The sequence below is a fragment of the Streptomyces sp. NPDC101160 genome (genome assembly GCF_044768205.1).
Lineage (GTDB): Bacteria > Actinomycetota > Actinomycetes > Streptomycetales > Streptomycetaceae > Streptomyces.
The window spans coordinates 74,031-93,999 of record NZ_JBIWPJ010000005.1; the positions used below are offsets into that span (position 1 = coordinate 74,031).

Annotated in this window: 16 protein-coding genes and 1 pseudogene; 11 read left to right on the forward strand and 6 right to left on the reverse strand. The window is 72.8% G+C overall.

Translation table 11 applies throughout. From position 1 onward, the window contains the following. Positions 1-276: 276 nt before the first annotated feature. The gene (locus ACIRSU_RS16630; RefSeq protein WP_403792698.1) at positions 277-2,511 is read right to left on the reverse strand and encodes a heavy metal translocating P-type ATPase; all 2,235 of its coding nucleotides are present in this window, start codon (positions 2,509-2,511) and stop codon (positions 277-279) included. 259 nt (positions 2,512-2,770) lie between these two features. Continuing rightward, positions 2,771-3,004, reverse strand: coding sequence for a cation transporter (locus tag ACIRSU_RS16635; RefSeq protein ID WP_403792700.1), 234 nt, complete (start codon positions 3,002-3,004; stop codon positions 2,771-2,773). A gap of 179 nt (positions 3,005-3,183) precedes the next feature. Here ACIRSU_RS16635 and ACIRSU_RS16640 point away from each other — a divergent pair, with 179 nt between their 5' ends. After that, the gene (locus ACIRSU_RS16640; protein WP_403792702.1) at positions 3,184-3,660 is read left to right on the forward strand and encodes a cation:proton antiporter; all 477 of its coding nucleotides are present in this window, start codon (positions 3,184-3,186) and stop codon (positions 3,658-3,660) included. Here the strand turns inward: ACIRSU_RS16640 and ACIRSU_RS16645 are convergent. After that, entirely contained in the window at positions 3,606-4,274 is a 669-nt protein-coding gene (locus ACIRSU_RS16645) for a TetR/AcrR family transcriptional regulator (protein ID WP_403792704.1), read from the reverse strand. The two genes, ACIRSU_RS16640 and ACIRSU_RS16645, sit on opposite strands and share 55 nt — an antisense overlap. A gap of 163 nt (positions 4,275-4,437) precedes the next feature. Between ACIRSU_RS16645 and ACIRSU_RS16650 the strand changes: the two genes are divergently transcribed. Then, a complete protein-coding gene (locus ACIRSU_RS16650; protein WP_403792706.1) occupies positions 4,438-6,750 on the forward strand; it encodes an MMPL family transporter in 2,313 nt (770 codons plus the stop codon). Here ACIRSU_RS16650 and ACIRSU_RS16655 read toward each other — a convergent pair. Continuing rightward, the gene (locus tag ACIRSU_RS16655) at positions 6,747-6,938 is read right to left on the reverse strand and encodes a helix-turn-helix transcriptional regulator (RefSeq protein WP_403792708.1); all 192 of its coding nucleotides are present in this window, start codon (positions 6,936-6,938) and stop codon (positions 6,747-6,749) included. The two genes, ACIRSU_RS16650 and ACIRSU_RS16655, sit on opposite strands and share 4 nt — an antisense overlap. A 235-nt stretch (positions 6,939-7,173) precedes the next feature. After that, positions 7,174-8,091 carry a sugar phosphate isomerase/epimerase family protein gene (locus ACIRSU_RS16660; protein WP_403792710.1) on the reverse strand — a complete coding sequence of 306 codons (918 nt, stop codon included), beginning with the start codon at positions 8,089-8,091 and terminating at the stop codon, positions 7,174-7,176. 147 nt (positions 8,092-8,238) lie between these two features. On the opposite strand from ACIRSU_RS16660, the gene iolC reads away from it, so the two are divergent. The 5 genes from iolC to ACIRSU_RS16685 all read left to right on the forward strand — a co-directional run bounded on the left by iolC (position 8,239) and on the right by ACIRSU_RS16685 (position 14,352). Continuing rightward, a complete protein-coding gene (gene iolC / locus ACIRSU_RS16665; RefSeq protein ID WP_403792711.1) occupies positions 8,239-9,450 on the forward strand; it encodes a 5-dehydro-2-deoxygluconokinase in 1,212 nt (403 codons plus the stop codon). A 29-nt stretch (positions 9,451-9,479) separates the two neighbouring features. Beyond that, positions 9,480-10,298, forward strand: a complete 819-nt coding sequence (gene iolB / locus ACIRSU_RS16670; protein WP_403792713.1) for a 5-deoxy-glucuronate isomerase — start codon at positions 9,480-9,482, stop codon at positions 10,296-10,298. Beyond that, positions 10,295-12,157, forward strand: coding sequence for a 3D-(3,5/4)-trihydroxycyclohexane-1,2-dione acylhydrolase (decyclizing) (gene iolD / locus ACIRSU_RS16675; protein WP_403792715.1), 1,863 nt, complete (start codon positions 10,295-10,297; stop codon positions 12,155-12,157). The genes iolB and iolD overlap by 4 nt, the downstream gene beginning before the upstream one ends. A gap of 14 nt (positions 12,158-12,171) precedes the next feature. Beyond that, positions 12,172-13,674 carry a CoA-acylating methylmalonate-semialdehyde dehydrogenase gene (mmsA, locus tag ACIRSU_RS16680; protein WP_403792717.1) on the forward strand — a complete coding sequence of 501 codons (1,503 nt, stop codon included), beginning with the start codon at positions 12,172-12,174 and terminating at the stop codon, positions 13,672-13,674. Between the two features lie 63 nt (positions 13,675-13,737). Beyond that, positions 13,738-14,352: a DUF4291 domain-containing protein gene (locus tag ACIRSU_RS16685; RefSeq protein ID WP_403792719.1), complete on the forward strand. Its 615-nt coding sequence runs from the start codon at positions 13,738-13,740 to the stop codon at positions 14,350-14,352. 38 nt (positions 14,353-14,390) lie between these two features. On the opposite strand, the gene ACIRSU_RS16690 is transcribed toward ACIRSU_RS16685, so the two are convergent. Then, positions 14,391-14,810 (reverse strand): GNAT family N-acetyltransferase, encoded by a 420-nt coding sequence (locus ACIRSU_RS16690; RefSeq protein WP_403793606.1) that lies wholly within the window; start codon positions 14,808-14,810, stop codon positions 14,391-14,393. Positions 14,811-14,936: 126 nt separating this feature from the next. Here ACIRSU_RS16690 and ACIRSU_RS16695 point away from each other — a divergent pair, with 126 nt between their 5' ends. The 4 genes and pseudogenes from ACIRSU_RS16695 (at position 14,937) to ACIRSU_RS16710 (ending at position 19,861) form a co-directional block, all read left to right on the forward strand. After that, positions 14,937-17,603 (forward strand): alpha/beta fold hydrolase, encoded by a 2,667-nt coding sequence (locus tag ACIRSU_RS16695; protein ID WP_403792721.1) that lies wholly within the window; start codon positions 14,937-14,939, stop codon positions 17,601-17,603. Then, positions 17,600-18,442: an ABC transporter permease gene (locus tag ACIRSU_RS16700; protein WP_403792723.1), complete on the forward strand. Its 843-nt coding sequence runs from the start codon at positions 17,600-17,602 to the stop codon at positions 18,440-18,442. The genes ACIRSU_RS16695 and ACIRSU_RS16700 overlap by 4 nt, the downstream gene beginning before the upstream one ends. 124 nt (positions 18,443-18,566) lie before the next feature. Next, positions 18,567-18,677: pseudogene (locus ACIRSU_RS16705) on the forward strand (hypothetical protein); the annotation flags it as partial. Between the two features lie 170 nt (positions 18,678-18,847). Beyond that, positions 18,848-19,861: an RHS repeat-associated core domain-containing protein gene (locus tag ACIRSU_RS16710; RefSeq protein ID WP_403793608.1), complete on the forward strand. Its 1,014-nt coding sequence runs from the start codon at positions 18,848-18,850 to the stop codon at positions 19,859-19,861. Positions 19,862-19,969 lie beyond the last annotated feature (108 nt).

A 19,969-nucleotide genomic window follows, 5' to 3' on the forward strand; every position in this document is an offset into this window, starting at 1 on the left:
CCATATCCCCGGTGCGGATTCCCCCCACGGGATCCGGGCCGGGCGCCGTGCGGCGCGGTCTGCCGGGGTACGTATACGGGAGGGCCGCTCAAAGCTCCCCGGTGCACGTGCCCCGGCCGCGCTTGCCTGGGACGTCCCCCAAGACATCCCATGAACGTCCCCCAAGACGTTCTTGGCATCGCCCACTTAGACTCGCGAACGGCCCAGATGGTTACCCTCAAATATCTGTGATCTAGATCTCTTTGTGAAGGTCCTGTGAGTCACGTGTAGGTCAATTCACGAGAACCGGCGCAGCCGCAGGCTGTTCGTGACGACGAATACGGACGAAAAGGCCATCGCGGCGCCGGCGATCATCGGGTTGAGCAGTCCGGCCGCCGCCAGCGGCAGCGCGGCCAGGTTGTAGCCGAAGGCCCAGCCGAGGTTCCCCTTGATCGTCGCGAGGGTCCGCCGGGACAGCCGGATCGCGTCCGCCGCGACCCGCAGGTCTCCGCGCACCAGCGTGAGGTCGCCCGCCTCGATGGCCGCGTCGGTGCCGGTGCCCATCGCCAGGCCCAGATCCGCGGTGGCCAGGGCCGCGGCGTCGTTCACGCCGTCGCCGACCATGGCGACCGTGCGCCCCTCGGCCTGGAGCCGCCTGACCACGTCCACCTTGTCCTGCGGCAGCACCTCGGCGATCACCTCGTCGATGCCGACCTCCGCCGCCACCCGCTCGGCCACCGCGCGGGTGTCCCCGGTGAGCAGCACCGGCCGCAGCCCCAGGCCGCGCAGCCGGGCCACCGCCTCCGCGCTGGTCTCCTTGACCGCGTCGGCGACCGTCAGGGTGCCGCGCGCCCGCCCGTCCCAGGCCACGTGCACCACGCCCGCAGCGGCCTCCCCGGGCACGTCGACGCCCTCGGCCGCGAGCAGCCCGGCGCGTCCGACGAGCACCAGATGCCCGTCGACCGAGCCGCGCACCCCGAGCCCGGGCACGTTCTCGAAGGTCTTCGGTACGGGCAGCTCGCCGACCTTCTCGGCGGCGCGGGCCGCGATCGCCCGGGCCACCGGGTGCTCGGAGGAGTGCTCCAGGGCGCCCGCGAGCCGCAGCAGCTCCGCCTCGTCCGTACCGCCGGAGCCGTACGCGCCCCCGTACACGTGCACGCCGGTCAGCTCCATCCGGCCGGTGGTGACCGTGCCGGTCTTGTCGAGGACGACGGTGTCGACGCGGCGGGTGGACTCAAGGACCTCCGGACCCTTGATCAGGATGCCGAGCTGGGCGCCGCGGCCGGTGCCGACCATGAGGGCGGTCGGGGTGGCGAGGCCCAGGGCGCACGGGCAGGCGATGATCAGGACGGCGACGGCGGCCGTGAAGGCGGCCGTGATGTCGCTCGTGACGAGCAGCCAGGTGACGAGGGTGCCGAGCGCGATCAGGATCACGACGGGCACGAAGACGGCCGAGATGCGGTCGGCGAGCCGCTGCACCTCGGCCTTGCCGTTCTGGGCGTCCTCGACGAGCCTGGCCATGCGGGCCAGCCGGGTGTCGGCGCCGACCCGGGTGGCCTCGACGACGAGGCGGCCGGAGGTGTTGACGCAGCCGCCGGTGACGGCGTCGCCCGCCGTCACGTCGACGGGCACGGACTCGCCGGTCAGCATGGACGTGTCGACGGCGGAGTCGCCCTCGGTGACGGTGCCGTCGGTGGCGATCTTCTCCCCGGGCCGTACGACGAAGCGGTCGCCGACCGCCAGCCCGTCGACCGGCATCCGTACCTCCGTGACCTTCCCGTCGGCGCCGGCCCGCAGGACGGCCACGTCCTTGGCGCCGAGCCGCATCAGGGCGCGCAGGGCGGAGCCGGCCTTCCGCTTGGCGCGTGCCTCCAGGTAGCGGCCGAGCAGGAGGAAGGTGACGACGCCGGCGGCGACCTCCAGATAGACGGTGGAGGATGCGTGGTCGCGGGAGACGGTGAGGTCGAAGGTGTGCCGCATGCCGGGCATGCCGGCGTCGCCGAGGAAGAGCGCCCAGAGCGACCAGCCGAAGGCGGCGAGCGTGCCGACCGAGACGAGGGTGTCCATGGTGGCGGCGCCGTGCCTGAGGTTCGTCCAGGTGGCGCGGTGGAAGGGCAGGCCGCCCCAGACGACGACGGGCGCGGCGAGGGTGAGCGAGAGCCACTGCCAGTTCTCGAACTGGAGGGCCGGGACCATCGCGAGCAGGACGACGGGCAGGGCGAGGACGGCGGAGACGGTGAGCCGCTCGCGGAGCGAGGCGAGCTCGGGGTCCCGCTCGGGCTCCTCTTCCCCGGCGGGCCCGGGCTCGGGCTCCGGCGGAGGGGGTTCCTCGGCGGTGTAGCCGGTCCTGACGACCGTGGCGACCAGCTCGGCGACCGGGATCTGGGCCGGGTGTTCGACCCGGGCCTTCTCCGTGGCGAAGTTGACCGTGGCCGTCACCCCGTCCATCCGGTTGAGCTTCTTCTCGACGCGGGCCGCGCAGGAGGCGCAGGTCATCCCGCCGATCGTCAGCTCGGTGATCGTGGAGGTCATCAGCGGTTCCAAACGGGAGCAGGGCCGTACGTAGTCACCGTACGGCCCTGCGGCAGCGCTGCGGGAACCCCTTCCGGGCGAGGCCCTGGCCGAGACCCTAGGGGGTGTCTCGCCGATCATGCCGGGCTCGCGACGCCTGGCACCGCGCCTCGCCGCGTTGTCGTCGGTCGCCGATGCTCCGCATGGACTCCCTCCTCCGCCTTGCGATGCACGGCACCAGACGCCGCTCCCTGATCCGGCCTGATCGACAAGACACCCCCTAGGCGAGGCCGACCAGCTCGTAGCCGGCCTCGTCGACGGCGGCGGCGACGGCCTCCTCGTCGAGCGGGGCGGCGGAGACGACGGTGACCCGGCCGGTCGCGGCGACGGCCGTGACCGAGGAGACGCCGGCGATCTCGGAGATCTCGCCGGCCACCGCGCCCTCGCAGTGGCCACAGGTCATGCCCTTGACCTGGTAGACGGTGGTGAGTTCGGTCTTCGTCTCGGCGGTCATCGGCTCTCCTCTTCGAGGCATTCGGGGTGCGCGGTCCCGCGCGTCGCGGGTCCGTACGCCGTACTACCAGGCAGTGTACCCCCAGGGGGTATCAGTTCGCCCTGTGACCCTCCTCGCGCCGCTCCCGCGGCCCGGGTCGAGCCTTATGGTATTCGCCCGATATGTCGCATTCGGGGACCATGCTGATCCTGATCATGACGGTCGCCGTCCTGGCGCCGCTGCTCGCCTGCGGGGCCGGCCGCCGGCTCCCCGTGCCGCTCGTCATCTTCGAGACCCTGCTCGGCATCGTCATCGGCCCCGACGTACTCGGCTGGGCGCAGCCCGACGCGCTCGTCGACGGGCTCTCCCGGCTCGGCCTCACCGTGCTGATCTTCCTCGCCGGGTACGAGATCGGGTTCGGCAAGGTCCGCGGCGACACCCTGCGCCGCTCGGTGTGGGCCTGGCCGGCCGCCCTGGCGCTCGGCCTCGCCGCCGGCGTGCTGCTCGGCGGCGGCCGTACGCTGCTGCTCCTGCCGCTCTTCCTGGTGCTGTTCCTCGTCGCGCCGGGGGGGCGGCCGGGTGTCCGCGCGCGGGGAGGGGCGGGAGCAGGAGCGGGAGCGGGTCACGGGCTCGGAGTCGTGGTGAGCGCCCGGTCCGTCAGGAGCGGGCCGAGGTAGCGCAGCAGGACCGTCTTCAGCTCGGTGATCACCGCCTGCCGCTCCGGACCCTCGGGCGCGGCCAGGACGAGAGCGAGTCCAGCCTTCACGATGGCGAAGATCATATCGGAGATCCGGGTGCGCTGGGCGGCCTCGCTCGCGGGCAGGTAGTGGGCCATCAGCTCGCCGACCGCGGCCAGCATCGAGGCGTGCAGGGCATCGTGCTCCTCGGCGATCCGCCCGGGAATCTCCGAGCCGTGCATGAGGGCGAGGAGGACCGGGTGCTGGCAGTTGAACTCGATCAGCGGGTCGAGGACGGCGTCGACGAGCTCGGGGAGCGGCAGGCCAAGGTTCGCGGGAGTGAACGCCTGGCCGTGGGCCGCCCGCATCTCGGCGAGCAGCCGGTCGCCCAGCTCGAGGGCGATCGCCTCCTTGTTCGGAAAGTACTGGTAGAGCGTGCCGGGGGAGACGCTCGCCTCGCGCGCGATCGCGTTGGTGCTCGCCGCCGTGTAGCCCTTCGCGCAGAAGACGTTCGCGGCGGCCTGGAGCAGCTGCGCGATGCGGCGCTCGCCGCGGGCCTGACGGCGGCGCGGCTTCGTTTCCTCGGGGGTCGTCCCGGGAGTCTTCTCGGACATGGCTGTCCCCAGCTCTCTGAACGCGATTGACAAACACGAGAGGTCGCTCGCATTCTTGAAAAACGCGAGTGATCACTCGTGTTTGCCAGTCTATGGGCAATGGACGGGCGCTGGACGACCCCCGCACGGTCTGCGGGGGCCCTGGTGAAGGGGACACCGCGGCATGGCCGAAGTCAAGAAAGCGCTGCTCACGGGGGGTGGGTCCCCGCCGGTGGGCGACGGGCCCGGTGGCTGGACGAGGTTCGTCACGGCCCGGCCGCGCCTCTCGCTCCTCCTCGCGCTCGTGATCACCGCGCTCGCGGTGTTCGCCGGCAGTGGTGTCGCCGACCGGATGGGCAGCGGCGGCTGGGAGGACCCGGACGCCCAGTCCACGTACGCGCTCAAGGCCCTGGAGCGGGAGTTCCCCGCCTCCCAGCCCAATGTGCTGCTGCTCCTCGACGCCGGCCGGGCCGGGGTCGACTCCCCGGCCGTCGCCGCCGAGGCCCGGCGGCTCACCGGGCGGCTCGACGCCGAGCCGGGCGTAACCGGCGTCGGCTCCTACTGGCAGACCGGCTCCCCGGCCCTGCGCTCCAAGGACGGCCACCAGGCCGTCATAGCCGCCCGGATCGACGGCGACGAGAAGGCCGCCGGCGCGGTCCTGGAGCGCATCGCCCCCGAATTCCGCGGCATCCATGGGCCCGTACGGGTCTCCGTCGGCGGCCCGCTCGCCGTCCGCCACGAGATGCAGACGCTCATCCAGGAGGACCTGCTGCGGGCCGAGCTGATCGCCCTGCCGCTCACCCTCGTCCTGCTCGTCATGGTCTTCGGCAGCGCCGTCGCCGCCCTGCTGCCGCTCGGCATCGGCGTCGTCGCCATCCTCGGCACCAACGCCGTGCTGCGCGGCCTCACCGAGGTCACCGACGTCTCCGTCTTCGCCCTGAACCTCACCACCGCCCTCGGCCTCGGACTCGCCATCGACTACGCCCTCTTCGTGGTCCGGCGCTTCCGCGAGGAGCTGGCCGGCGGAGCCACGCCGGCGACGGCCGTCGCCACCACCCTGCGCACCGCCGGGCGGACCGTGCTCTTCTCCGCCCTGACCGTCGCCGTCTCGCTCGCCGCCATGATGGTCTTCCCGCAGTACTTCCTGCGCTCCTTCGCGTACGCCGGCATCGCCGTCGTCCTGCTGGCCGCCGCGGCGGCCCTGATCCTGCTGCCGGCCGCGCTGCTGCTCCTCGGCGACCGGGTCAACGCCCTCGACCTGCGCCGGCTCTTCCGCCGGAAGAGCGCCCGGAGCGCGCAGAGCGCCGAGGAAGGCGCGGGCTGGGGGCGGGCGGCGGCCCTCGTGATGCGGCGCGCGCCCTGGTTCGCCGTCGCCACCGCCACCGGGCTCGTGCTGCTCGGACTGCCCTTCCTGGGCGTCACGTTCGGCACCGCCGACGACCGTCAGCTCCCGGCCACCAGCGAGTCCCGCGTCGTCCAGGACCAGCTCCGCGACGGCTTCCCCGGCAACCCCGGCGGCACGCTCACCGTGCTCGCCGAGGGCCGGGCCACTCCCGGCCAGTACGCCGACTACCGGGACCGGATCGCCCGGCTCGACGGGGTCGCCCGGGTCGACGGGCCGGTGACCTCCCCGGCCGGCGGGCAGGCCCGCGCCTACTTCACGGTCGTCCCCGACGGCGAGAGCGTCGGCGCCGGGGCCCAGCGGGTGGTCGGCGAACTGCGCGCCGAGCGGGCCCCGTTCGGCACCTCCGTCACCGGCGCCGCCGCCGTCCTCGTCGACTCCAAGCACGCGATAGGCGGGCGGCTGCCCTGGGCGGCCGGCATCATCGCCGTCGTCACCCTGGTCCTGGTCTTCCTGCTCACCGGCAGCGCCCTCATACCGATCCAGGCCGTCGTGCTCAACGCGCTCAGCCTCACCGCCATGTTCGGCGCCGTCGTCTGGGTCTTCCAGGACGGCCACCTCTCCGGACTGCTCGGCTTCACCCCGAGCGGCGACATCGAGACCACCCTGCCCGTCCTGATGTTCTGCGTGGCCTTCGGACTCTCCATGGACTACGGGGTGTTCCTGCTCTCCCGCATCAAGGAGGAGTACGACGCCACCGGCGACCACGAGCACGCCGTCCGCTTCGGACTGCGCCGCACCGGCGGTCTGATCACCGCGGCCGCCGTCATCCTGGCCGTCGTGATGGTCGCGATCGGCACCTCCCGGGTCACCAACACCAAGATGCTCGGCCTCGGCGTCGCCCTCGCCGTCCTCATGGACGCCATGGTGGTGCGCAGTCTGCTCGTCCCGGCCGTCATGAAGCTGACCGGCCGCCTCACCTGGTGGGCCCCCGGGCCGCTGCGCCGCCTCCACGACCGCTTCGGCATCAGCGAGGGCGGCGGCGGTGGCGAGGGCGGCGACGGCGGCGGGAACGGCGGCGGTGGCGACGGCGACGGCGGGATACCGCAGGCGCCCCGTCCCGAGGGGGAGCGGGCGCCCGAACCGGTCGGCTAGGGCCTCCTGTTCCCTGGTCGGTTGGCGACCCAGGCGTGGATGGTGTCCGCGTACCAGTAGGGCTTGCCCGACTCGACGTGGTCGGGCGCCGGGAGCAGCCCGTGCTTCCGGTAGGAGCGGACCGTGTCCGGCTGCACCTTGATGTGCGCGGCGATGTCCTTGTACGACCAGAGCCTTCTGTCCGTCATGCGTGGCACCTCTCCTGCGTGTCCGGCGGCCTCGGCGCGGGGGCGCCGTCGGAGGAGTCGCCGGACGTCACTGGTGATCACTGAGCCTGTGCCCGGAGAACGGCCCCTGCCGACCGGAGGAGAGCGGCTGTTGAGCGCCTGTGACGGAAAACCCGCGTAATGGAGATATGTGTGACGAAGGGAGGACGGATGGCACGAAAGTGACACACGCTCACCAGAGCGCATCAGAGGGACATCAGTAACCGCAGGAACGGAGGAAGCGGCGGGTGCGCTCGGCGATCGGGTACGGCCGGTCCGGGTCGCACGGGTACATGTCCTGCTCGACGATCGCGAACAGGTCGACGTCCAGGGCCTGTGCGGCGGCGAGGACCGGTTCGAGGGCCGGGATCCCGGCCGGCGGCTCGCACATCACCCCGCGGGCCACCGCCGGGCCGAACGGCACCTCGTCGGCGACGACCTGGGCCAGCACTTCGGGATCGACCTGCTTGAGGTGGAGGTAGCCGATCCGCTCGCCGTAGGTCTCGATCAGCTTGACGCTGTCGCCGCCGCAGTAGGCGTAGTGCCCGGTGTCCAGACAGAGCGAGACCAGGTCCGGATCGGTGGCGTCCAGGAAGCGGGTGACGTTCTCCTCGCTGTCGAGATGGGTGTCGGCGTGCGGGTGGACGACGATCCGCAGGCCGTAGCGGTCCCGGACCTCGTGGCCGAGCCGCTCGGTCAGACGGGTCAGATGGCGCCACTGCTCGGCGCCGAGGACGCGGTCCTCCAGGACGGCACCGGTGCGGTCGTCCCGCCAGAAGGAGGGGATCACGACCAGGTGCTCGGCGCCCATCGCCTGGGCGAGGGCCGCGTTCTCGGCCACATGCCCCCAGGTCCGCTCCCACACCTCCGGGCCGTGGTGCAGCCCGGTGAACACGGTCGCGGCCGAGACCCTCAGCCCCCGGTGGGCGGTCTCCTCGGCGAGGACACCCGGATCGGTGGGCAGATAGCCGTACGGGCCGAGCTCGATCCACGCGTATCCGGCGCCCGCCACCTCGTCGAGGAACCGCTGCCACGGCACCTGCCGGGGGTCGTCCGGGAACCACACCCCCCAGGAGTCGGGGGCGGAACCCACACGGATACGGGACGGCGGCGACGGGTTCGTCGGGTTCGTCATGAATGCCACCTTGGGACGGACCCGCAGGGCCGTCAAGACGTCGTCCGACGGCACGTCCGAATGTCAGGACATGTCGTTGACACCGCCGGGGGCCGTGGATAGACCTGGGGCGTGGGCCCGGGGGGCCGTGGCGAGAGGTGACGTGGCATGGCGGCGGAGCCGTACGACCAGCCGTACGACCTGATCACGATGGGCCGGCTCGGCGTGGACCTCTATCCGCTGCGGGTCGGTGTGGAGCTGGCCCGGGCCGAGACCTTCGCCAAGTTCCTCGGCGGCTCGCCGGCCAACGTCGCCGTCGCCGCCGCGCGCCTGGGCCGACGCGTCGCACTCGTCAGCCGCACCGGCGCCGACCCGTTCGGCACGTACCTGCACCGCGAGCTGAGGGCGTTCGGGGTGGACGACCGGTGGGTGACCGACGTCGCGGCCTGCCCCACGCCGCTCACCTTCTGCGAGATCTTCCCGCCCGACCACTTCCCCCTCCATTTCTACCGCCGCCCCAAGGCCCCCGACCTGGAGATCCACCCCGGCGAGCTGGACCTGGCGGCTCTGCGGACCGCGCGCGCCTTCTGGGCGACCGGCACCGGCCTGAGCGCCGAGCCCAGCCGCTCGGCCACCCTCGCCGCGCTGCGCGAGCGGACCGCGCACGCCGCTCCCGACGCGCTGACCGTCTTCGACCTGGACTGGCGGCCCACCCTCTGGGACGGCGACACGCCCGCCGACGAGGCCCGGCCGCTCTACCGGGAGGCGCTGCGGCACGCCACGGTCGCCGTCGGCAACGTCGAGGAGTGCGAGATCGCGACCGGTGAGCGCGAGCCGCACGCCGCCGCCCGCGCCCTGCTCGCCGCGGGCGTGCGGCTCGCCGTCGTCAAACAGGGCCCCAAGGGCGTGCTCGCCCTCGCCGCCGACGGCACCGGCGCCGAGGTCCCCCCGCTGCCGGTCGACGTCGTCAACGGCCTGGGCGCGGGCGACGCGTTCGGCGGCGCGCTCGTCCACGGTTTGCTCGCCGGCTGGGACCTGGAGCGGGTGCTGCGCCACGCCAACGCGGCCGGCGCGATCGTCGCGGGCCGGCTCGCCTGCTCCTCCGCGATGCCGTACGACACCGAGATCGCCCTCGCGCTGGAGCACGGCACCGGCTCGATCCCCGAGAACCCCGGGAGCCGCGAGAACCCCGGGAGTCCCGGGAACCTGGGGCCCAGGGGCCCGGGGAACCCCGAGAACCCCGAGAACCCCGTGGCCAGGGGCCCTGAGAACCCCGAGAACCGCGGCCCCGAGAACCCCGAGCATTCCGGCCCCGGGAACCCCGAGGACCTCGGCCCCGGGGACCCCGAGATCACCCGGAACTCCCCGCGCGGCCGGTGAGGCCGCCGGACAACGGGTAGGCACAGATCATGGAAGTCACACCGCACCTGCACCTCCCGTCCGGGGCCGCCGCCCGCGGGCCCTACGCCGTCGACATCGAGCCCTCGCTGGCCGGCTGGACGCACAGTTCGCTGCGCGTGCTCGACCTGCCGCCCGGCGGGACCCACGAGTTCGAGACAGGGAACAGCGAATGGGTGGTGCTTCCGCTGTCCGGGGGCGGTACGGTGCGCGCAGACGGGGAAATCCTCGAACTCGTGGGGCGCGCGAGCGTGTTCGACGGGGTCTCGGACTTCGCCTATGTGCCCAGGGACGCCCACGCCCAGATCGCCTCCGGTGCGGGAGGCCGCTTCGCTTTGGCAGGAGCGAAGTGCGAGCGACGACTCCCCGCCCGCTACGGCCCCGCGCCGGAGGTTCCCGTCGAGACCCGCGGGAGCGGCAACCGCAACCGCCAGGTGCGGAACTTCGCCGCGGCCGACACGTTTCCCTGCGACCGGCTGATCGCCGTCGAGGTGCTCACCCCCGGCGGCAACTGGTCCTCCTATCCGCCGCACAAGCACGACGAGCACCGCCCGGGCGAGGAGTCCGTCCTGGAGGAGATCTACTACTACGAGGTCCGGGGCCCACACGGCTACGGCTACCAGCGGATCACCCCGTCCCGCCCCGGCGGCGCCGAGCTGCTCGCCGAGGTCCGCACCGGCGACGCCGTCCTCGTCCCCGACGGCTGGCACGGGCCGTCGATCGCCCAGCCCGGCCACGACCTCTACTACCTGAACGTCATGGCGGGCCCCGGCTCCGAGCGGGAGTGGCGGATCAGCTTCCACCCCGACCACACGGAGGGATACGCATGAGCGTCCGGCTGACCGTCGCCCAGGCCCTGGTGCGCTTCCTCGCCGCGCAGCACACCGAGCGCGACGGCGTGCGCCGCCGCCTGATCACCGCCACCTGGGGCATCTTCGGCCACGGCAACGTCGCCGGGATCGGCCAGGCGCTCGTCGAGTACGGCACGCTCATGCCGTACCACCAGGGCCGCAACGAACAGGCCATGGTGCACGCGGCCGTCGGCTACGCCCGCCAGTCCCGCCGGCTCCAGGCGCACGCCGTCACCACCTCCATCGGCCCCGGCGCCACCAACCTCGTCACCGGTGCCGCCCTCGCCACGATCAACCGGATCCCCGTCCTCCTGCTGCCCGGCGACACCTTCGCCACCCGCCCCGCCGACCCCGTCCTGCAACAGCTCGAAGTGCCGTACGCGGGCGAGGTGTCCGTCAACGACTGCCTGCGCCCGGTGTCGAAGTACTTCGACCGGATCACCCGCCCCGAGGCGCTGATCCCGGCCGCGCTCGCCGCCGTACGGGTGCTCACCGACCCCGCCGAGACGGGTGCCGTCACCCTCGCGCTGCCGCAGGACGTGCAGGCGGAGGCGTACGACTGGCCGGAGGAGTTCCTCGCCGAGCGGACCTGGACCGTGCGCCGGCCACGGCCCGACGCCGCCGAGCTCGACGCCGCCGTGCGGGCGGTGCGGGCGGCCAGGCGGCCCATGGTCGTCGCGGGCGGCGGAGTGAAGCACAGCGCCGCCGAGGACGCCCTGCGCACCCTCGCCGAGCGGGCCGACCTGCCGGTCGCCACCACCCAGGCCGGCAAGGGCGTCCTGCCCTGGGACCACCCCTGCGACGTCGGCGGCATCGGCCACACCGGCACCGGCACCGCCAACGCCCTGGCCCGCACCAGCGACCTGGTGATCGGCGTCGGCACCCGCTACACCGACTTCACCACCGCGTCCGGCACCCTCTTCCGCCCCGGCACGCGCTTCCTCAACCTCAACATCACCGGCTTCGACGCCCACAAGCAGGCCGCCGCCCTGCCGCTGGTCGCCGATGCCAGAGAGGGCCTCACCGCGCTCGCCGAGGCACTCGGGGACCACCGTCAGGACCTGGTCCAGTGGATCTCCTCCAAGCGGGACTGGCAGGAGCAGACCGACGCCGCCTATGCCGCGCCCGACCCGCGCGCCCGCCCCACCCAGGCCCAGGTGCTCGGCGCACTCGACACTCTGGTCACCACCGACGACATCCTGATCAACGCGGCCGGTTCGCTCCCCGGCGACCTCCACAAGCTGTGGCGGGCCCGCTCCTCGGACCAGTACCACGTCGAGTACGGCTACTCCTGCATGGGCTACGAGATCCCGGCGGCCATCGGCGTCGCCCTCGCCGCGCCCGGCCGGCCCGTCTGGGCGCTCGTCGGCGACGGTACGTATCTGATGAACCCCACCGAAATCGTCACCGCCGTGCAGGAGCGCCTGCCGATCAAGGTGGTCATCCTGCAGAACCACGGCTACGCGTCGATCGGCGGCCTGTCGGAGGCCGTGGGAGCCGAGCGGTACGGCACCGACTACCGCTTCCGGGCGGCGAACGGCGGTTTCACCGGGCCGCCCCTGCCCGTCGACCTGGCCGCCAACGCCGCCTCCCTCGGCATGCGGGTGCTGCGCGCCCGCACCGTGCGTGACCTGCGGGAAGCGCTCGCGGACGCACGGGAGGCGACGGTTCCCACATGTGTCTACGTCGAGACCGAAACGGCAGACAGTGTGTCGGGCGCGCCCCCCGCCCAGGCGTGGTGGGATGTGCCCGTGGCCGAGACCTCGACCCGACCGTCGGCGGTCAAGGCCCGCGAGGAGTACGACCGGCACGTCACCGCCCGACGCCGCCATCTCTGAAGGAGTAACTCGTCATGACGAAGACCGTCCACCACTGGATCGGTGGCAAGACCGTCGAGGGCACGTCGGGCAACTGGGGCCCGGTCACCGACCCGGCCACCGGCGCCGTCACCACACAGGTGGCGCTCGCGTCCGTCGAGGAGGTCGACGCGGCCGTGGCCGCCGCCAAGGCGGCCTTCGAGACCTGGGGCACCTCCTCGCTGGCCCAGCGCACCACGATCCTCTTCAAGTTCCGCGCGCTGCTCGACGCCAACCGCGACGCCATCGCCGAGCTGATCGTCGCCGAGCACGGCAAGGTGCACTCGGACGCGCTCGGCGAGGTCGCCCGCGGCCTGGAGATCGTCGACCTGGCCTGCGGCATCACCACCCAGCTCAAGGGCGAGCTGTCCACCCAGGTGTCCAACCGGGTGGACGTGGCCGCGATCCGCCAGCCGGTGGGTGTCGTGGCCGGCATCACCCCGTTCAACTTCCCGGCGATGGTGCCGATGTGGATGTTCCCCATCGCCATCGCCTGCGGCAACACCTTCATCCTCAAGCCCAGCGAGAAGGACCCGTCGCCGTCCCTGAAGATCGCCGAGCTGCTCGCCGAGGCCGGCCTGCCGGACGGCGTCTTCAACGTCGTGCACGGTGACAAGGTGGCCGTGGACCGGCTCCTGGAGCACCCGGACGTCTCCGCGATCTCCTTCGTCGGCTCGACCCCGATCGCCCGCTACATCCACACCACCGCCTCCGCCAACGGCAAGCGCGTCCAGGCGCTCGGCGGCGCCAAGAACCACATGCTGGTGCTGCCCGACGCCGACCTCGACGCGGCCGCCGACGCGGCGGTCTCGGCGGCGTACGGCTCGGCCGGCGAGCGCTGCATGGCGATCTCCGCGGTCGTCGCGGTCGGCGCGATCGGCGACGAGCTGGTCCAGAAGATCCGCGAGCGCGCCGAGAAGATCAAGATCGGCCCCGGCAACGACCCGACCTCCGAGATGGGCCCGCTCATCACGGCCGTCCACCGCGACAAGGTCGCCTCCTACGTCCACGGCGCGGCGGACGAGGGCTGCGAGGTCGTCCTCGACGGCACCGGCTACACCGTCGACGGCCACGAGAACGGCCACTGGATCGGCCTGTCCCTCCTGGACCACGTCCCCACCACCGCCAAGGCGTACCAGGACGAGATCTTCGGCCCGGTCCTGTGCGTGCTGCGCGCCGAGACGTACGAGGAGGGCGTGGCCCTCATCAACGCCTCGCCGTTCGGCAACGGCACCGCGATCTTCACCCGCGACGGCGGCGCCGCCCGCCGCTTCCAGCTGGAGATCCAGGCGGGCATGGTCGGCGTGAACGTGCCGATCCCGGTGCCGGTGGGCTACCACTCCTTCGGCGGCTGGAAGGACTCGCTCTTCGGCGACCACCACATCTACGGCAACGACGGCGTCCACTTCTACACCCGCGGCAAGGTCGTCACCACCCGCTGGCCGGACCCGTCCGAGGCCCCGGCGGGCGTGGACCTGGGCTTCCCGCGCAACCACTGACAGGCCGGAAGGCCGGGCAAAACCAGTGGCCCCCGGGGCGCGTTGCGACGCACCCTGGGGGCCATGCCCGTTTCCCCGCAGACCCCGCAGATCCCGAAGTGCCAGATCCGCGCCGTCCACACCGACACCACGGTGACCGTCTACCAGGCGTACACCCCGTCGATCGGCCTCCCGGCCGCCCGCGACGGGCGCTTCCCGGCCGCCTGGAAGCGGGACCGGATGACCTGGGTCAAGCCCTCGTTCCTGTGGATGGCCTACCGCTGCGGCTGGGGCCTGAAGGAGGGCCAGGAGACCGTCCTCGCCGTCGAGATCACCCGCGAGGGCTTCGAGTGGGCGCTGCGCAACGCCTGCCTCTCCCACTACGTGCGCGGATTCCACGCCGACCGGGCCTCCTGGCAGCGTGAGTTGAAGCATGCGCCGGCCCGCGTCCAGTGGGACCCCGAGCGGGACCTGCACCTGAGGGCCCTCGACCACCGCTCGCTCCAGCTCGGCCTGGCCGGTGAGGCGTCGCGGCGGTACGCGGACGAGTGGACGGTCGGGATCCGGGACGTGACACCGCTCGTCCACGAGGTCCACGGCCTCGTACGCGAGGGGCGGCTGACGGAGGCGGAGGAGCTGCTGCCCGAGGAGCAGCCGTACCCGGTGGGGGAGGAGCTCCTGGCGCACCTGGTGCCGTGAGCGCCGCGTGTTCGCCGCGGCCCCCGGCGCCCCCGCGTTCAGCCGGCGTCGAACGTCCAGACGCGCATCGCGAACACTCCCTCGTCCGCCGCGCCCGCCGACCGGTAGGTGCGCAGGGCCGGCTCGTTGTCGGTGTCCACACCGACCCACATGTCGTAGCAGCCGCGCGTGCGGGCCTCCGCCGCCAGGGCCTCCGTCAGGGCCCGGCCGACGCCCCGCCGCCGGTGCGCCTCGTCCACGGACAGCTCGTACAGGCACATCTCAACGCCCTTGTCGGGGTGGCGCATCTCGATCCCCGACACGAAGCCGGCGGGAGAGCCGTCGGCCGCGTACGCGATCAGCAGCACATGCCCCGGCGCGGCCAGGAAGGCGGCAGCCCACTCCTCGCGCGGCGCGGCGTCGTACAGGTGGGCCGCCGCAAGCAGTTCCGCCACCGTCGTCGCCCGCCGGATCTCCACCTCGTACCTCCCGTTGCGCATACCGCGGCTGGTGTACGACGACCGTAGCGGCTACGACCTGAGAAGGCCGCCGACTTCCGCCCCTGGACAGCCGGGTCCGCCCCGCCCGGCACCTAGGCTCGACCCATGAAGCTGCGACTTCCCCGGAGGGGCCTGCCGCGGTGGGCCGCGATCCTCGCCGTCCTCGCCGTGCTCGCGGGCGGCGGTGTCGCCTGGACCGCCGTCGCCGCCGACGAACCCGCGCCGGTGCGGCGCGCCGACCGGACGCTCGCCCTCGACGGAGTACGGCTCGACACCTCGTACTTCACCGCCGGAGAGTCCGGCCGCCGGCGCCCCGCCGTCCTCCTCGGGCACGGCTTCGGCGGCTCCAAGGACGACGTCCGCGCCCAGGCCGAACAGCTCGCCCGCGCCGGATACGCCGTCCTCACCTGGTCCGCCCGCGGCTTCGGCGCCTCCACCGGGCAGATCGGCCTCAACGACCCGCAGCGCGAGGTCAAAGACGTCCGCGGGCTCGTCGACTGGCTGGCCCGCCGCCCCGAGGTGCTGCTCGACGGCCCGGGCGACCCGCGCGTCGGCGTCACCGGCGCCTCCTACGGCGGCGCGGTCGCGCTGCTCGCCGCCGGGTACGACCCGCGCGTCGACGCGATCGCCCCGCAGATCACGTACTGGAACCTCGCCGACGCCCTGTTCCCGAACGGCGTCTTCAAGAAGCTCTGGTCCGGCATCTTCTTCACCACGGGATCCGGGGCGGGACCCGGGGCCGCGGCCGGGGCAGGTTCCCGGAACGGGGGCTCCTGCGGGCGGTTCAGCCCCGAGGTCTGCGCCCTCTACCAGCGCGTCGCCGTCTCCGGCCGCCCCGACGCCGCCGCCCGCGCGCTCCTGGAGGCCCGCAGCCCGTCCGCCGTCGGCGCCCGCATCAAGGTGCCCGCGCTGATCGTCCAGGGCCAGGCCGACTCCCTCTTCCCGCTCGGCCAGGCGGACGCCATGGCCCGCACCATCGCCGCCAACGGCGCGCCCGTCGCCGTCGACTGGACGGCCGGCGGTCACGACGGCGGCGACCGCGAGACCGGGCGGATCGAGGCCCGGATCACCGCCTGGTTCGACCGTCACCTCAAGCGGGGCACGTCCGTCGACCCCGGGCCGGCCTTCCGCGTCAGCCGTACCGGAGGCGTCGACTCCACCGACGGCCGCGCCACCCTGCGCGCCGCCACCGCCGACCGCTACCCCGGCCTCGCCGCCGGCCCCGTCCGCGTCGTGCTGTCGGGCCGGCCCCAGTCCTTCGCCAACCCGGCCGGCGCGGCCCCGCCCGCCCTCTCCGCCGTGCCCGGCCTCGGCGGCGGCCTCTCCGCCCTGTCCTCCTCCCTCGGAGTGGGCCTCTCGCTCGACTTCCCGGGCCAGTTCGCGGCCTTCGACGCCCGGCCGCAGACCCGCCCGATCCGCGTCACGGGCACCCCGACCGTCCGGATCCGGGTCACCTCGACCGCGCCCGACGGCTCGGCGGTGCTCTTCGCCAAGGTGTACGACGTGGGGCCGGACGGCCGGCAGCAGGTGCTGCCCGCGCAACTCGTCACGCCGGTACGGGTGGAGCACGCGGCCCTCGGCCAGGAGCTGGCGCTCACCCTGCCGGCCGTGGACCACGAGGTGCCGACCGGGCACCGGCTGCGGCTCGTGCTCGCCGCGACGGACCTCGGCTACGCCTCGCCGGCCGCGCCCGCCACGTACACCGTCTCCGTCGCGAGCCCCCTCACCGCCCCGACCGCCCCGGCCGTGACCGGCCGGGCGGCGGGCCTGCCGTGGTGGGTGTGGGGCCTGCCGCTCGCGGGCGCGCTCGTCGCCGCCGCGCTCCTCCTCACCGCCCGGCGCCGCACCACCGCACCGCCCGCCGACCCCGGACTGGCCGACGTGCCGCTGCAGATCACCGGACTGACCAAGAAGTACGCAGGCGGCGACCGGTACAGCGTCCGTGACCTCTCCTTCCGTGTCGAACGCGGCCAGGTGCTCGGCCTGCTCGGCCCCAACGGCGCCGGCAAGACCACCACCCTGCGCATGCTCATGGGCCTCATCACCCCCGACCAGGGCGAGATCCGGGTCTTCGGCCACGCGATCCGCCCCGGCGCCCCGGTGCTGTCCCGGGTCGGCGCGTTCGTCGAGGGCGCCGGCTTCCTGCCGCACCTGTCCGGGCGGGAGAACCTGGAGCTCTACTGGCGCGCCACCGGCCGCCCCGCCGAGGACGCCCACCTCGACGAGGCGCTGCGGATCGCCAACCTGGGCGGCGCCCTCCAGCGGTCCGTACGCACCTACTCGCAGGGCATGCGGCAGCGGCTCGCCATCGCCCAGGCCATGCTGGGCCTGCCCGACCTGCTGATCCTCGACGAACCGACCAACGGGCTCGACCCGCCGCAGATCCGCGAGATGCGGGAGGTGATGATCCGGTACGCGGCCGGCGGCCGCACCGTCATCGTCTCCAGCCACCTCCTCGCCGAGGTCGAACAGTCCTGCACCCACCTGGTCGTCATGGACCGCGGCGGCCTGGTCACGGCCGGCCCCGTCGGCGAGATCAGCGGCTCCGGCGACACCCTCCTCGTCACCCTGGACGGCCCGGTGCCGGACGCGGTCGTGGAGAAACTCGGCGCGGTACGGACGGAGGCCGGCCTGCTGGTCCGGCTCACGGACCGCACCTCCACGCAGCTGATCGGCGAACTGGTGCGGCTCGACGTGCCGGTGACCGGCGTGGGGCCGCACCGGCGCCTGGAGGACGCCTTCCTGACCCTGATCGGAGGAGAGACCGCATGACCGCCCCGGGCTACGCACCTCACCGCACGCTGCGGTTCCGGGTGGAGGCGGTACGCCAACTCGGCCGCCGTCGCACCCTCGTGATGGGCCTGATCCTGGCCGCCCTGCCGTTCGTCCTCATCACCGCCTTCGCGATCGGCGGCGGCCCGGACGGCGCCGGCAACGACCGCATCACCCTGATGGACACCGCGACCGCCTCCGGCGCCAACTTCGCGGCGACCTGCCTCTTCGTCTCCGCGGGCTTCCTGCTCGTCATCCCGGTCGCCCTGTTCTGCGGCGACACCGTCGCAGCCGAGGCCGGCTGGTCCTCCCTGCGCTACCTGCTCGCCGCGCCCGTCCCCCGGGCCCGCCTGCTGTGGTCCAAACTCGCCGTCGCGCTCGCCTTCAGCGCCGCCGCGATGCTCCTGCTCCCGCTGGTCGCCCTGGCCGCCGGCACCGTCGCGTACGGCTGGGGCCCCCTCGCCCTCCCCACCGGCGGCGCCCTCCCCGCCGCCCCCGCCGTGCTCCGCCTCGCCCTCGTCGTCGCCTACCTCTTCGTCTCCCAACTCGTCACCGCCGCCCTCGCCTTCTGGCTCTCCACCCGCACCGACGCCCCCCTCGGCGCGGTCGGCGGCGCCGTCGGCCTCACCATCCTCGGCAACGTCCTCGACGCCGTCACCGCACTCGGCGACTGGCGCGCCTTCCTGCCGGCGCACTGGCAGTTCGCGTGGATCGACGCACTGCAGCCGCAGCTGGAGGGGGCGGGGATGGTGAAGGGGGCGGCGGTGTCGGTGACGTACTCCTTGGTCTTTTTCGCGCTGGCGTTCCGGGGGTTCGGGAGGAAGGACATCGTCTCCTGAGGAGCTCCCGCACGCCGTCACCAAGGTCGACGAGACGTCACCCTCCGGCCCTCGTACCGCCACGTACCACGACGACGCGAGCGGCAACACCGACACGCGGACCGCGGGCACGGCCACGCGGACCATCGAGTGGAACTCAGAGGGCAAGCCGTCCAAAACCACCGAGCCGGACGGCAAGGTCTCGTCGTACGTGTACGACGCCGACGGCAACCGGGCCGTGAAGAGCGACGCCACCGGCACCACGCTCTACCTCCCCGGCATGGAGCTGAAGCTCCCGTCCACCACGGGCGCCGCCGTCCAAGCGACCCGCTACTACTCCTTCGCCGGCCAGACCGTCGCCGTCCGCCCTTCCTCGGCGCCGACCAGCAGGGCACCGGCCTCGTCGCCATCGCGGCCGCCACCGGCCTGGTCACCCGCCGCCGCCAGGACCCCTACGGCAACCCGCGCGGTGCGGCCCCGACCGCCTGGCCCGGCGAGAAGGGCTTCGTCGGCGGCACCCTCGACACCCAGACGGGCCTCACCTACGTAGGCGCCCGCGCCTACGACCCGTCACTGGGCAAGTTCCTCTCGGTCGACCCGGTCATGGACCCCCAGGACCCGGCCCAGATGAACGCCTACAGCTACGCCCACAACTCCCCGATCACCCAGTCCGACCCGACGGGCCTGCGCCCCGACGGCCCGGCGGGTGGCGCGTCGTACAACGACGAGCGGTGGGCGGACGACCGGGGCATGTCGATCCACTACGACTACGGGAAGGGCGACTTCGACATCAGGCCGAAGTCGGACTCCGCGTCGCGGGAGAAGTACCGGCGGTACCGGTCGAACCCGGCCAACTACAAGGTCTACCACTACAACGCGAAGGTGGTGGAGGCGCAGCGGGCTAAGGCGGAAAAGGAAAGGTTGGAGCGTGAGATCGCGGAAAGAGATCGGAGGCAGGAGAGCGAACGGGGCGGCCTCTGGGGAGCGATCAAGAGTGGGCTGAAGTCGACCGGCGAGTTCCTGAACGCTCATCGCACGACGATTCTTGGCGTAGCCTCGATCTTTGTCCCGGCGCTCATTCCCCTGGCAATGGCCAGTGCAGCAGCGGACGCCTACGTAGACTTCTCCAAGGGGGATTGGGTTTCCGGTACTCTCGATCTCGTGGGAGTTGCCGGAGGCGGGGTTGCGCTAAAGCTTGGAAGAGCCGTATATGCAGGGGAGGCTGCGCAATCTGCCCTGCAAAGTGTTACTCGAGCCTCTGTCAAGCTCGGTCGCAATCAGTTTCATGCGTTGAGGGCCGGGCTGGGCCGTGCCGTGAGCGTCGGCGAGCGAGCAGGTCGGTATGACCGGATCAATACGGCAGTCGGTCTCGCAGCAACCACCATGTACGAAGTGAGGGCCTGGCGAGCCAACTGTGGACCTGTGCCGAGCGGATGTTGAGAGGGAAGACATGGGCTATGCAGGCGTCGCGGTTCTCGTCGTGGGGGCGGTTGGGATCATCGCGTCCACGAAGGGCCAGCGTGGCTGGGAGAATTGGACACGGTCGCA